Here is a 13,320-nt window from a genome sequence, read left to right on the forward strand (position 1 = left end):
GCGTCCCGCCGGGGCGGCGTCAGGTCCGGCCGCGGGAGCCGTTCAGCAGGCCGTCGCCGGGCGGCCCGGTGCTCCCGCCGGTGTCGCCGCCGTCCGTGCCTCCGGTGTCCGCCGTTCCGCCGTCCGCCGCGCCACCGGTGTCGGTCCCGCCGTCTCCGCCGCCGGTGTCGGTGCCGCCGCCGTCCGTGCCGCCGGTGTCGGTCCCGCCGCCGGTGCCTCCGGTGTCCGTGGGGCCGCCGTCGGTGCCGGGGGTGCCGTCCGTGCCGCCGGTGTCGGTGCCGCCGTCGGTGTCCTGGCCGCCGGTCGTGGGTTCGCGCGTGGGGCCGTCCGGGCTCTCGCTCGCCGGCGGCTGGGCGGACTCGTCGGGCTCCCCGGTTCCCGGCTGCTCGGACGACGGCGGGGCCGACTCCTCCGATCCGGCCGCGGTCTCCAGGTCGAACTCCTGCACCGGCTTGCCCTCCAGCGCCGCGGCCGTGAACTGGCCCCAGATCTGGGCGGGCGCGCCGCCGCCGTTGATGCGCTGCTGCCCCAGCGCCCCGTACAGCGGCTTCTGCACGCCGGTCTCCGGGTCCTGTCCCATCACCGCGACGACCGTCGCCAGGTCGGGCGTGTAGCCCGCGAACCACGCGGCCTTGTCCTCCTCGGCGGTGCCGGTCTTGCCCGCCGCCGGGCGGCCGGCGGACTGGGCGGCCGTGCCGGTGCCGCCGTCGACGACGCTGCGCAGGATCGAGGTCGTGGTGTCGGCGGCCTCGCGGGAGACGCCCCGACCGGAGCCCGGACCGGTGTCCGCACCGGCGTCCGACGGGGGCAGGGTGATGTACTGGCCGTTCTTGGTGATCTTGTCGACGATCGTGTACGTGCCGTGCCGGCCGTGGTTGGCGAGCGTCGCGTACGCCTCCGTCATGTCGAGGACGCTGGCGGTGGCGACGCCGAGCGCGATGGACGGGTACGCGTCGAGGCTCGGGGTGCTCTCGGGGATGCCGAGGGCGACGGCGGTGTCCTTCACCTTGGCCGGGCCGACGTCCTGCGCCATCTGCGCGTACACGGAGTTGATGGACTTGTCGGTGGCCGTGCGGACGCTCACCGGTCCGTACGAGTGCTGGTCCTCGTTCTCGGGGGCGTAGCCCGTGGGGCCGTTGGGGCCTTCCACCGTCCGCTTGTTGGTGCCGTCGTAGACGGTGTTCGGGGTGATCTGGACGCCGTCCTGGGTGGTGGAGCCGTTCTCGACGGCGGACGTGAAGACGAACGGCTTGAAGGTGGAGCCGACCTGGTAGTCACGGCGCGTCGCGTTGTTGACGTACTGCTTCGTGTAGTCGATGCCGCCGTACATGGCGACGACCCTGCCGCTCGCCGGGTCGATCGAGGCGCCGCCGACGCGGACGTTGCGGTCGGCCTTGCGGTCCTTGCTCGTCTGCGACGTCACCTTGTCGTCGACGGCTTCGGCGAAGGCGTCCTGCTTGGACTTCTCCAGGGTCGTGGTGATGCGGTAGCCGCCGGTGGCCAGGGTGTCCTCGTCGAGGATGTCGTTCTTGGTCAGGTAGTCCTCGACGGCCTGCACGATGTAGCCGCGCTGTCCGGAGAGCCCGGAGGCGGGCTTCGCCTCGTGCGGCGGGGGGAACTTCACGGCGGCGCGGTCGGCGGCGCTGAGCCAGTTCTCCTTCACCATGCCGTCGAGCACGTAGTTCCAGCGGCTCTGGGCCGCGGCCCGGTTCTCGGGATGCGTGGTGACGTCGTACGCGCTGGGGGCGTTGAGGAGCGAGGCGAGGTAGGCGCCCTCGCCGGTGGTGACCTCGTCGATGTCCTTGCCGTAGTACGCCTGGGCCGCGGCCTGGATGCCGTAGGCGTTGCGCCCGAAGTAGCTGGTGTTCAGGTACCCCTCGAAGATGTCGTTCTTGCTCTCCTCGCGGTCGAGCTTGATCGCGATGAAGAACTCCTTCACCTTTCGGGTGACGGTCTGCTCCTGCGCGAGGTAGTAGTTCTTGACGTACTGCTGCGTGATGGTCGAGCCGGACTGCTTGCCCTTGCCGGTGACGGTGTTCCAGCCGGCGCGGAGCATGGCCTGGGGGTCGACGGCGCGCTCGGAGTAGAAGTCGCGGTCCTCGGCGGCCAGTACGGCGTGCTGGACGGTCTTGGGGACCTGGGCGAGCCTGACGTTCTCGCGGTTGACCTCGCCGTCGCGGGCGAGCTGGGAGCCGTCGGCGTAGAGGTAGACGTTGCTCTGGGAGGTCGCGGCGCTGTTGGCCGGCGGGATCTTGACCAGCGTGTAGCCGGCGAGGAAGGCGCCCATCAGGAGCAGGGCCAGCAGCAGGAACGCACCGAGCAGCATGCGCCAGGTCGGGATCAGACGGCGCAGGCCGGTGCGCCGGGGGCGGATCTTCTTGCCGTTCTCGTCCCGCTTGCCGTTCTTGCTCTTCCTGGCCTGTGTCCCCCCGGTGGCCGTGGGGTCGGAGGGGTCCCGGGGCGCCCACCCCTGGGGCTGCTGTGGCTCGTCGCTCATGCTGGTGGAGACTCCCTGGGCGTGGCCAGAGGTTCATTCTCCGGCATAACGGTGTCGTATCGGGCGATTCGGCTGTATGCCCATAGTGCACGCACCCGGCGGCAGCTCCTCGAAGCGCCGGACCAAAATGCCTGCGGCGGCTGACCCCATTGGGCTAGGGTCGGGCGTTTTGGGGCGTGGGCCAATCCAGGGGGTCGGAGTGCGGGTGTACGCGGTGGTCGCCGCCGGTGGCTTCCGTCGTCACGCCACGTACCGGGTGGCCACGGCGGCCGGGGTCTTCACCAACACCGTCTTCGGTTTCATCGTCGCCTACGCCTTCACGGCCCTGTGGGACGAGCGCCCGCAGCTCGGCGGGTACGACCTCTCGCAGGCCCTCACCTACGTGTGGCTCGGGCAGGCGCTGCTGATGACGGCCGCCATGATGGGCGGCGGCTTCGAGACGGAGCTGATGGAGCGGATCCGTACCGGCGACATCGCGATCGACCTCTACCGCCCCGCCGACCTCCAGTTCTTCTGGCTGGCGAGCGATCTGGGGCGGGCCGCCTTCCACCTCCTGGGGCGCGGCGTCGTCCCCATGGCGCTCGGCGCGCTCGCCTTCGATCTGGCACTGCCCGCCGATCCGTTCGTGTGGGCCGCCTTCCTCGCCGCCGTCGCGCTCGGCGTCGTCGTCAGTTTCGCCATCCGGTTCCTGGTGGCGCTGTCGGCGTTCTGGCTGCTCGACGGCGCGGGTGTGGCGCAGCTCACCTGGCTCGTCGGCCTCTTCTTCTCCGGGATGGTGCTTCCGCTCACCCTCTTCCCCGGTGAACTCGGCTCACTCGCCCGGGTGCTGCCCTGGTCCTCGCTGCTCCAGATCCCGGCCGACGTCTTCCTCGGCAAGCACACGGGCTGGGGCCTGGTCCGCGCGTACGCCTTCCAGATCGGCTGGGCGGCGGCGCTGCTGACGGCCGGGCGGCTGCTCCAGTCCGCCGCGACGCGCAGGGTGGTGGTGCAGGGTGGCTGAGGTCACGGAGATCACGGCGGCGGGCCGGGCCGCCGGAATGGGAGTGGCGCTCGGGCCCGTCGGGCAGCTGCGGGCCGGGGTGCGGGCGTACCGGATGATCGCGGCGATGTGGATCCGGTCGACGATGGCGTACCGCGCGTCCTTCGCGATGGCGGCCTTCGGCAACTTCGCGGCGACCGGCCTCGACTTCGTGGGCATCCTGCTGATGTTCGCCCACGTGGACACGCTGGGCGGCTACACCCTGCCGGAGGTGGCCTTCCTGTACGGGACGGCGGGCGCGGCCTTCGGCCTGGCCGACCTGGTGATGGGCTCGATGGACCGGCTGGGCCGCCGGGTGCGCGACGGCACGCTCGACACCCTGCTCGTACGCCCCGTCCCGGTCCTCGCGCAGATCGCGGCCGACCGCTTCGCGCTGCGCAGGCTCGGCCGGATCACGCAGGGCCTGCTGGTGCTCGGGTACGCGCTGGTGGTGCTGGACATCGCGTGGACGCCACTGAAGGTGCTCATGGTGCCGGTGATGATCCTCAGCGGCGCGTTGATCTTCGCGTCGGTGTTCGTGGCCGGGGCGGCGTTCCAGTTCTGGGCGCAGGACGCGTCGGAGGTGCAGAACTCCTTCACGTACGGCGGCACCACCCTTCTGCAGTACCCGCCGACGGTCTTCGCGAAGGACCTGGTGCGCGGGGTGACGTTCGTGCTGCCGCTGGCCTTCGTCAACTGGCTGCCGGCGCTGTACGTGCTGGACCTGCCGTACCCCCTGGACGTGCCGCCTTGGCTCGCGTTCCTGCCGCCGCTGGTGGCGGCCGTGTGCTGCGCGCTGGCCGGGGCGGCGTGGCGGGTGGGCCTTCGTTCGTATCGCAGCACGGGGAGCTGATCGCCGGATGGAAAGCGACTTCATCGCGCTGGACGGCGTCGAGAAGGTTTTCGACGTACGCCGCAGGACGGGCCGGCTGCGGCGCGAGAAGACGCGGGTGCGGGCGGTCGACGGGATCAGCTTCACCGTGCCGCGCGGCGAGATGGTCGGCTACATCGGCCCGAACGGGGCGGGCAAGTCGACCACCATCAAGATGCTCACCGGCATCCTCACGCCGAGCGGCGGGCGCGTGCGGGTCGCGGGCATCGACCCGGCGCGGGAGCGGACGCGGCTGGCGCGGCACATCGGGGTGGTGTTCGGGCAGCGGACGACCCTGTGGTGGGACCTGCCGCTGCGCGACTCGTACCGGCTGATGCACCGGATGTACCGGATCCCGGACGACCGTTTCGCGCTGAACCTGGCGCGCTGCGTCGAACAGCTCGACCTGGGCGAGCTGCTGGACGTGCCGGTACGGCAGTTGTCGCTGGGGCAGCGGATGCGGGGCGACATCGCGGCGGCGCTGCTGCACGACCCCGAGGTGCTCTATCTCGACGAGCCGACGATCGGGCTCGACGTGATCTCGAAGGCCAAGGTGCGCGACTTCCTGCGGGACCTGAACGCGGAGCGCGGCACGACGGTCCTGCTGACGACGCACGACCTGACCGACATCGAGCAGTTGTGCAAGCGCGTGATGGTGATCGACCACGGGCGGCTGGTCTACGACGGTGCGCTGTCCGGGTTGCACGAGGTGGGCGAGAGCGAGCGGACGCTGGTCGTCGACCTGGAACGCGAGCTGCCGCCGGTCGAGGTGGCGGGGGCGCGGGTGACGAAGGTCGAGGGGCCGCGTCAGTGGCTGGCGTTCCCGGCGTCGGTTTCGGCGGCGCCGCTGGTGGCGGCGGTGGCGCAGCGGTATCCGCTGGTGGACCTGTCGGTGCGGGAGCCGGACATCGAGGCCGTGATCGCGAAGATGTACGCGGACCGGCCGACGCTGTGAACCCGGGGTGCCGAACGCGTACCCGTAACGCTGGGACGGCGGCAGCCAGTTGACTAGTGTGGACGTATGACCAGTGGACTTCCGGAAATGCGCGCCTCCGACGCCGAGCGTGAGCGGGTCGCCGAGGTGCTGCGCGAGGCGGTCGCCGAGGGGCGGCTGGACATGGAGGAGTTCGACCAGCGCCTGGACGCCGTCTACAAGGCGCGTACGCACGGCGAGCTGGAGCCGCTGGTGCGCGACCTGCCGGTGCCCGGCGCGGGCGCTGCCGCGACCCCGGGCCTTGCCGTCTCCTCCGGTACGACGGGCTCCTGGGCAGGACGGATCGGCGGCCCGGCCACCTCCAGGGGCGGGTTCGCCTTCTGGGGCGGCTTCGGCCGCAAGGGCACCTGGACGGTGGGCCGCAGGTTCACCGGGTTCGCGATGATGGGCGGCGGCGAGATCGACCTGCGCGAGGCCCGCTTCGAGGAGCGCGACACCGTGATCCGCTGCTTCACGATCATGGGCGGCATCGCGGTCACGGTGCCGCCCGGCCTGGACGTGAACGTCAAGGGCGTCGGCTTCATGGGCGGCTTCGGCGACCTGACGACGCAGTCGACGGAACCGGTGGCGCCGGACTCGCCGCGCGTGACGGTCACCGGGTTCGCGCTGATGGGCGGGGTCGGCGTCGAGCGCAAGATCACCCGCGCCGAGAAGCAGCGCCTCAAGGAGGCGCGCAAGCGGGAGAAGCTGGAGAAGAAGGCGGGGTCGGGGTCCGGGGCCATCTCAGGGTCCACATCCGGGGCCTCGTCCGGGTCCGGGGCCGGGTCCGAGTCGGAGCCAGGGGCCGATTCCTGGCAGGGTTCCGGTTCCGGGTCCGACTGACCGCACGGAGCTCGACCGCGGCCCGGCCGGCCCGTGCTCACATCCCGGCCGGCCCGCTCACACCCCGGCCGCGTCCGCGCTCCTGTTCAGGCTCGCGAGGTCGAACGCCGTGCCCATGCGCCGGTAGCCCTCGTCGCTCGGGTGCAGGTGGTCGCCCGAGTCGTACGCCGGAAGCAGCCGGTCCGGGGCGTACGGGTCGCGCAGCGCCGCGTCGAAGTCCACCACCGCGTCGAAGATGCCGCGCGTGCGGATGGCCTCGTTGACGCTGTCCCGTACCGCTTCGAGCCGCGGGTTGTGCACGCGCGTCCCCTCGAACGGCATGATCGTCGAGCCGACGACCCGCAGCCCGCGTGCCCGTGCCCGGGCCGCGAGGTCCTCCAGGCCCATGGTGATGCGCGCCGCGTCGAGCTCGTGCGGCGGTCGCAGGATGTCGTTGATGCCGAGGACGACGACGACCGCCTTCACGCCGGAGCGTGAGAGCACGTCACGGTCGAAGCGGGCGAGACCGCTGGGGCCCGTGCCGTCGCTCAGCAGCCGGTTTCCGCTGATACCGGCGTTGAGGACGCTGTAACGCCCGTCGAGGCGGTCGGCGAGGACGTCCGTCCAGCGGCGGTTCGCGCCGGCCGTGGATGTGACGCCGTCGGTGATCGAGTCGCCGATGACGACGACGGCGCCCTCCGCCCGGCCGCTGAGGACGTCGACGGCGGTGAGGTAGCGCCAGTACGGCGTCTGCCCGGTGTAGGCGGTCCCCAGCAGGTCCTCGGTGCGGTCCCCGTTGGCGACGTACGACGTCTGGCGGGCGCGCGGATGGTGCGTCACCGGGCCGCTGGGCGTGGGGGAGTAGGTGGTGACCAGCAGGTCCGCGTCGTACGGCACCTTCAGCAGGGCCGGGTCGCTGACGACCTGTCCGCCGGGCGGGATCACGACCGAGGACGAGCCGCCGAAGAGCAGGCGGCGCATGGTGCCGTTCGCAGCGGTCGGCGCGCCGGGGGTGGCGGCGACGGCGATCGAGGCGTGCGTGATGCGCAGTGGCTGTACGCCGAAGAGGTTGGAGAGGGTGATGCGGGCACTGGTGCCGCCGATGCTGGTGTGCACGACGTTACGAATCGAACGCCCGGGGAAACCTTGCTCCGTACCGGGCTCCGCGAACGCGGGCGCGGAGGACCAGGTGCCGATCCAGGAGGCGGAGGTGGCGGGCGCCGCGGAACGGAGCGGCGTACGGGGACGGGCCTGTGTGTCATCGTCAGGGCCGTGACCGCCGAGCGTCGCTCCGGCGAATATGGCCCCCGAAATGAGGACAACCACCGCGGCGAGCGCGGCGAGCAAGGCATAACCGTTGCGCTTGGTCATGCTCGGTGTATCTCCTCGGGCGCAGGGAGCCCGGGGCTCCGTTCGAACTCACTCCATGATGCGCCATTGCACCCCCCTGGTAGACGCCGGGAACTCCTCATGCGTTCCACGAGTAGGTCAGGTAGGGAAAATCGGGTACGAGACGGTGCGTACGAGGCGGACGGGTGGAGCGGATGGATCGCACGACGACGGGAACTGACGACATGTCCGACCAGGAGGTTTCCGGGTCCTCGGCCGCCCCGCTCCCGGCCTTCGCGTACAGCGCGGCCGACGAGGAGAAGCGCCGGGGCGTACGCCGTATGAAGGCCACGGCGACCGGCCTGCTGCTCCTGGTCGCTGTGATTTATGTCCTGGCCACCTGGGCGGAGCGGTCGGGCGTCGACGGCTGGCCGGCGTACGTCGCGGCGGCCGCCGAGGCCGGCATGGTGGGCGCGCTGGCGGACTGGTTCGCCGTGACGGCCCTCTTCAAACGCCCGATGGGGCTGCCCATCCCGCACACCGCCATCATCCCGACGAAGAAGGACCAGCTCGGCACGACGCTGGGGTCCTTCGTCGGTGAGAACTTCCTCTCGGCGGACGTCGTACGCACCCGCCTGCGGGCCATCGGCATCGGCTCGCGGGTCGGCGCATGGCTCGGGGAGCCGGACCATGCCGACCGGGTGACGGACGAACTGTCCACGGCCCTGCGCGGCGCGCTGACCGTCCTGCGCGACTCGGACGTCCAGGCGGTCGTCGGGGAGGCGATCACGCGGCGGGCTGACGCCGCGGAGGTCGCCCCGGGGATCGGCAGGGCGCTGGAGAACATCGTCGCGGACGGCGCCCACGACCGCGCCGTCGACCTCGTCTGCACGCGCGCGTACGCCTGGCTGGTGCTCCACGGCGACTCCGTGATGGAGGCGATCGAGGGCGGCGCGCCCGGCTGGACGCCGCGCTTCGTGGACCGGAAGGTCGGCGACCGCGTCTACAAGGAACTGCTGCGCTTCATCTCCGAGATGCGCGACGAGCCCGACCACCCGGCCCGCGGCGCGATCGACCGCTTCCTGACGGACTTCGCCTCGGACCTCCAGTCGGACGCGGACACGCGGGCGCGGGTCGAGCGGCTGAAGTCCGAGATCCTGGGGCGGGGCGAGGTGCAGGATGTCATCGCCTCGGCGTGGGCGTCCGTACGTACGATGATCATTTCGGCCGCCGAGGACGAGCAGAGCGAACTGCGCCTGCGGGTACGGTCCTCGCTGCTCTCCCTGGGCCGGCGGCTGGCGACGGACGGACGGCTCCAGGGCAAGCTGGACGGCTGGCTGGAGGACGCGGCGGTGTACGTCGTGACGACGTACCGGGGTGAGATCACCTCGCTGATCAGCGACACGGTGGCGGGCTGGGACGCGGAGCACACGTCGAAGAAGATCGAGGCGCACATCGGCCGTGACCTGCAGTTCATCAGGATCAACGGCACGGTGGTGGGCGCGCTGGCGGGGCTGCTCATCTATACCGTGTCGCACTCGGTGGGCGGCTGAACGCGCGACCGGACACGCCGGTACGTGCGCCGGGCGCGGCACCACCGGTCGGTGGTGCCGCGCCCGGCTGTGGGGGACTTGCCGAGTAGTACGGGCGGCGGGCGCGGGGCGTTCAACGCCGGCTGGAGAAGGTGAGCGGGGGGTCGGGACGCGGGCCGGGGAGTGCGGGCGGGGGCGGCTCCGTACGTCCGGCGTGCCGCGCCCGCGCGTCGTCCCGCCGCCGTCGACCGGGGGGCTCGGGCTGGGTGGTGACGGCGTCCCACGGGCTCTTCGCACGGTCCGCGATCCCTTCCGGGGAGGGTCCCGGCGGCCGGTTCATCACGAGCACCGCGATCACGGTCGACGCAGGCACGAACGCCCGCGTTCGCGCAACGGACCAGAATCGGACACGTGTGTCCGGCGTACGAACAGGAGGGATCGCGGCATAACGCTGCGTCGGCGTGTTGCACCTCGCGGGAGCCGGCGCGGCGGAGCGGCCCCCAGGGGGCGATCCGAGGAGTGCGCGGCGGGGTGGTGCGGGGCAGGTTGCGCGCCAGTGGGGAGCCCGGTGCGGGAGGGGCGTATGTGCAGAAGCCACGCCCCCCGGCGCTATGAAAACGGGGGTACGGCCCGCGGGGGCGGAGGCGTCCGCGCGACCGTCCGGTGGCGAACCGTCAGGACCCGGTGGCGCTGAGCAGCAGAAGCGGCATTACACACTCCGGTTGCTGCCCGTCCACTCCGTGCGCCGAGCGGCCCGGCACTCCTGACCCGCGACTCAGCTGACGGCCAATCAGCAAACAATCATGGTGTCGCCACGCATCCCCGGAGGCGACCGCGCCCCGGCGCCTCCCGCCGCCGCGCTGTCCGCGGACCTCGAGGGCCGTCGCGGACTTCGCGGCGGCGTGCGTTCCGCGCCGCTGATGGGCGCGCGTAGAGCGGCCGAAAGGCGCTCTTGTTGAGGTCTCAACCGAACCCCAGGATTCCTACCACGCCGGTTGTCAGGCCCATGACCGCTATGGATGGTCGGCCCGCACCGCGTACTGAAGGGCCCGCCCACCCAGCGGGCCCATGGAATCCCCCACCGGAGGATGTAGTGAACTTCAAGCGCCTCTCTCCCCTCGGCGGCGTCACGAGACGTGCACGGCTGATCGCCGTCGCCTCGGCTCTGCTGACCGCGTCCGCGCTTGCCACCCCGATCGCCTCGGCCGAATCGGGCGACGTACGGGCGACCGCCGCCCAACTCGCCAAGGCCGGCGACGCGGTGCTCGGTGCGGACGTGGCCGGTACCGCGTGGTACACCGACAAGGCGTCGGGCAAGCTCGTCGTCACGGCGGACACCACCGTCTCGGCCGCCGAGATAGCCAAGATCAAGAAGGCGGCCGGCGCACAGGCCGACAACCTGGAGATCAAGCGCACGCCCGGCACGTTCAACAAGCTCATCGCGGGCGGCCAGGCCATCTACAGCGGCAGCGGTCGCTGCTCGCTGGGCTTCAACGTGCGCAGCGGCTCGACGTACTACGCCCTCACGGCCGGCCACTGCACCGAGGGCGCGGGCACCTGGTACACCAACTCCGGCCGGACGACGGTGCTCGGTTCGACCGCCGGTTCCAGCTTCCCGGGCAACGACTACGGCCTCATCCGCCACTCCAACGCCTCCGCCGCCGACGGCCGGGTCTACCTCTACAACGGCTCGTACCGCGACATCACCGGCGCGGGCAACGCCTCCGTCGGCCAGTCGGTCCAGCGCAGCGGCAGCACCACGGGCCTGCGCGGCGGAACGGTCACCGGCCTCAACGCCACCGTCAACTACGGCGGCGGCGATGTCGTGTACGGCCTGATCCAGACCAACGTCTGCGCCGAGCCGGGCGACAGCGGCGGCTCCCTGTTCGCGGGCAGCACGGCCCTGGGCCTGACCTCGGGCGGCAGCGGCAACTGCTCCTCGGGCGGCACGACGTTCTTCCAGCCGGTCACGGAGGCCCTGAGCGCCTACGGGGTCAGCGTCTTCTAACCGGCCGGCGCCCCTGGAAACCGGGCTCGGCGGAGCCCGCCCCCGGGGCGTCGACCCGAACGCCAGGGACCGGGGACGCCCGGCCCCTGGCACTTGAGCCGGGGGGCACGACTCCAGGCACCCGGGCCCGGGGCATGAATGCGGGCAGTTGAGCCCGGGGGTCCGACTGCGGGCACTTGCGCTCGGGCGTCCGACTGCGGGCAGCTGAGCCCGGAGGCACGAGGGCGGGCACGCGAGCCCGGGGGCACGACTCAGAGGGGTCGGGCCCCGGCCGGGGAGGGGTGGAGTGACCGGCCGAACGGGCCGGTTCTCTGCCCCACCCCGGTGCGCTCGACTCAGAGCGGCTTGGGCGCTCGGCTCTGGGCGGCACGGTCGGCGCACTGACACCCGGCCACCGGCCGGCGGATCCGCTGCGGCGGAGCCGCCGGCTTTTGCGTTGCGGTCCCAGCGGCTGCGGACGCCGGCAGCGCCGGTCCGACCGCGTACCGGCGCATGCGGGGTCGAGGCGGCTCCCCCGCTCAGGCGGGTGGGAGACCGCATCCCGCCCGGTACAGGCCTCTGCTCCGCAGAGGGCCGAGCCGGTCGCCGCCGCACGCGCGCTGGGCGCGGGACCGCCTGTCGTCGGTCACGCGCCCAGCCCATGGGGGAGTTGCCAGTAAGTACGTACGGACGCCGGGGCCCGTTCAGCGGGCAGCGGGCAGCAGAAGTGTCCGTTGCCCCCCGGCGGCGTATCGGCCACTCGGGCGATCTCTCCCTCTCCCCAGGGAACGGCACTCTGTGACTGACGGCCCGTCATGTTCTGCTGAGCGCCCCAGCCCCTCTCACCCCGAGCGCCGCCCTGAGCGCAACCCGGAGGAACCCCCATGCCCCGCATCCCCCGTCTGGCCGGCATCACCACGGCCGCCGTCGCCCTCGCGGCGCTCGCGGCGGCTCCCACCTCCGCCGAGGAGCCGACGCTGACGGACCCCCGTGTCGTCGAGCACTTCGACTTCGCCGCGGGCCAGACGCCGGAGAGCATCGCGCTGGAACCCGACGGCTCTGCCAACGTGACGTTCGCCTTCGCCCGCCAGGTCGCCCGCCTCTCCCCGCACCACGAGCCGCGCGTCATCGCGGAGCTGCCCGAGGTGGCGACCACGAACACCCCCATCACCGAGAACCCGGTCACCTCTGGCATCGCCCGGGCCCACGACGGCACCCTGTACGTCAACTACGCCACTGGAACCAAGCTGACCGGCGTCTGGCGCATCAGCCCCAAGAACCACGCGGTCAAGCAGATCGCCTGCCTGCCGAAGGACGGCTTCCCCAACGGCCTGGCGCTCGATGAGCGCCGCGGCGTGCTGTACGTCGCCGACTCGACCCGTGCCACCGTGTGGCGCATCCCGACGAAGACCAAGCCGGGCCACAGCTGCGCCAAGCCGAAGGCATGGGCGACCGGCAGCAAGCTGGAGCGGTCCGCCGCGCCGACCGGAATGGTGGGCGCCAACGGCCTCCGGGTGCGCAACGGCGCCGTATGGGCGACCAACTTCGACAAGGGCCTGCTGCTGCGCATCCCCGTGCAGCAGAACGGGACCGCCGGGCGCATCCAGACCAAGGCCACCGGTCTCACGGGCATCGACGACTTCGCTTTCACCGGGCGCGGCGACACCGTCCTGGCCGCGCTGCTCCCCGACAGCGAGGTGGCACTCGTACGCCCCAACGGCACGCACAAGGTCGTACTGACGGCGCAGGACGGCCTGTCGAACCCCTCCTCCGTGGCAGTACGCGGCAAGACGGTCTACGTACCGAGCACCGCCTTCTTCACGATGCAGGACCCGAACCTCCTCCTGGCCACCCTCAACAAGCACCTCGGCTGACCACTCCTCTCCCACACCACGACTGACCGGGCTGCCGGGCTGACCTTCCTGATCAGCCCGGCAGCCCGGTCGTCTGCTGTCGAAGGCAGACGCCGGAGCTACCTCACACCGAAGTCACCGCACCGCACGCCACGCACGAACCTGGCCCACGCCTCATCCCGGACGCTGAAACGCCGTCCACTAGGCACCTTCGAATCACGCACGGCGGTCCTCCGGTAGCGCAGGCCCGAGGAGTGGAGGAGTTTGCGCACGGCGATCTCGGCGGCTGTGTCGCGTGAGCCCTGGCGGCTCATGCGGGCCGAGACGGCGGCGGAGGAAGGGATGGGATGAGGCACCAGCGCAGTGTGCCGGCGGGGCTCCCCGCCGGCCGGACCGCTGGGCGGCTCAGTGCCGCCTGCATCCATGCGCATGGCGTGA

At 71.8% G+C, this 13,320-nt stretch carries 10 protein-coding genes; 7 read left to right on the forward strand and 3 right to left on the reverse strand.

The genetic code is table 11. From position 1 onward, the window contains the following. Positions 1 to 19: 19 nt before the first annotated feature. Positions 20 to 2,497 carry a transglycosylase domain-containing protein gene (locus AC07FK_RS31325; protein ID WP_479108307.1) on the reverse strand — a complete coding sequence of 826 codons (2,478 nt, stop codon included), beginning with the start codon at positions 2,495 to 2,497 and terminating at the stop codon, positions 20 to 22. A gap of 199 nt (positions 2,498 to 2,696) precedes the next feature. Here AC07FK_RS31325 and AC07FK_RS31330 point away from each other — a divergent pair, with 199 nt between their 5' ends. The 4 genes from AC07FK_RS31330 (at position 2,697) to AC07FK_RS31345 (ending at position 6,202) form a co-directional block, all read left to right on the forward strand. Next, complete coding sequence (locus AC07FK_RS31330) at positions 2,697 to 3,497, forward strand: ABC transporter permease (RefSeq protein ID WP_479108342.1); 801 nt, start codon at positions 2,697 to 2,699, stop codon at positions 3,495 to 3,497. A gap of 37 nt (positions 3,498 to 3,534) precedes the next feature. After that, the gene (locus AC07FK_RS31335; protein ID WP_479108343.1) at positions 3,535 to 4,368 is read left to right on the forward strand and encodes an ABC transporter permease; all 834 of its coding nucleotides are present in this window, start codon (positions 3,535 to 3,537) and stop codon (positions 4,366 to 4,368) included. 7 nt (positions 4,369 to 4,375) lie between these two features. Then, positions 4,376 to 5,341, forward strand: coding sequence for an ABC transporter ATP-binding protein (locus AC07FK_RS31340; protein WP_479108308.1), 966 nt, complete (start codon positions 4,376 to 4,378; stop codon positions 5,339 to 5,341). Positions 5,342 to 5,428: 87 nt separating this feature from the next. Continuing rightward, positions 5,429 to 6,202: a DUF1707 SHOCT-like domain-containing protein gene (locus AC07FK_RS31345; RefSeq protein WP_479108344.1), complete on the forward strand. Its 774-nt coding sequence runs from the start codon at positions 5,429 to 5,431 to the stop codon at positions 6,200 to 6,202. 57 nt (positions 6,203 to 6,259) lie between these two features. Here AC07FK_RS31345 and AC07FK_RS31350 read toward each other — a convergent pair whose 3' ends face one another. Then, positions 6,260 to 7,552, reverse strand: a complete 1,293-nt coding sequence (locus AC07FK_RS31350; protein WP_479108309.1) for an SGNH/GDSL hydrolase family protein — start codon at positions 7,550 to 7,552, stop codon at positions 6,260 to 6,262. A 203-nt stretch (positions 7,553 to 7,755) separates the two neighbouring features. Here AC07FK_RS31350 and AC07FK_RS31355 point away from each other — a divergent pair, with 203 nt between their 5' ends. The 3 genes from AC07FK_RS31355 to AC07FK_RS31365 all read left to right on the forward strand — a co-directional run bounded on the left by AC07FK_RS31355 (position 7,756) and on the right by AC07FK_RS31365 (position 12,903). Next, a complete protein-coding gene (locus AC07FK_RS31355; protein ID WP_479108310.1) occupies positions 7,756 to 9,063 on the forward strand; it encodes a DUF445 domain-containing protein in 1,308 nt (435 codons plus the stop codon). 1,072 nt (positions 9,064 to 10,135) lie between these two features. After that, positions 10,136 to 11,050, forward strand: coding sequence for a S1 family peptidase (locus AC07FK_RS31360; protein WP_479108311.1), 915 nt, complete (start codon positions 10,136 to 10,138; stop codon positions 11,048 to 11,050). An 863-nt stretch (positions 11,051 to 11,913) separates the two neighbouring features. Then, complete coding sequence (locus AC07FK_RS31365; RefSeq protein ID WP_479108313.1) at positions 11,914 to 12,903, forward strand: NHL repeat-containing protein; 990 nt, start codon at positions 11,914 to 11,916, stop codon at positions 12,901 to 12,903. Positions 12,904 to 13,001: 98 nt separating this feature from the next. Here AC07FK_RS31365 and AC07FK_RS31370 read toward each other — a convergent pair whose 3' ends face one another. Further along, positions 13,002 to 13,196, reverse strand: coding sequence for a DUF397 domain-containing protein (locus tag AC07FK_RS31370; protein WP_479108345.1), 195 nt, complete (start codon positions 13,194 to 13,196; stop codon positions 13,002 to 13,004). Between the last annotated feature and the right edge of the window lie 124 nt (positions 13,197 to 13,320).

This window comes from Streptomyces sp. NPDC046122, assembly GCF_056429965.1.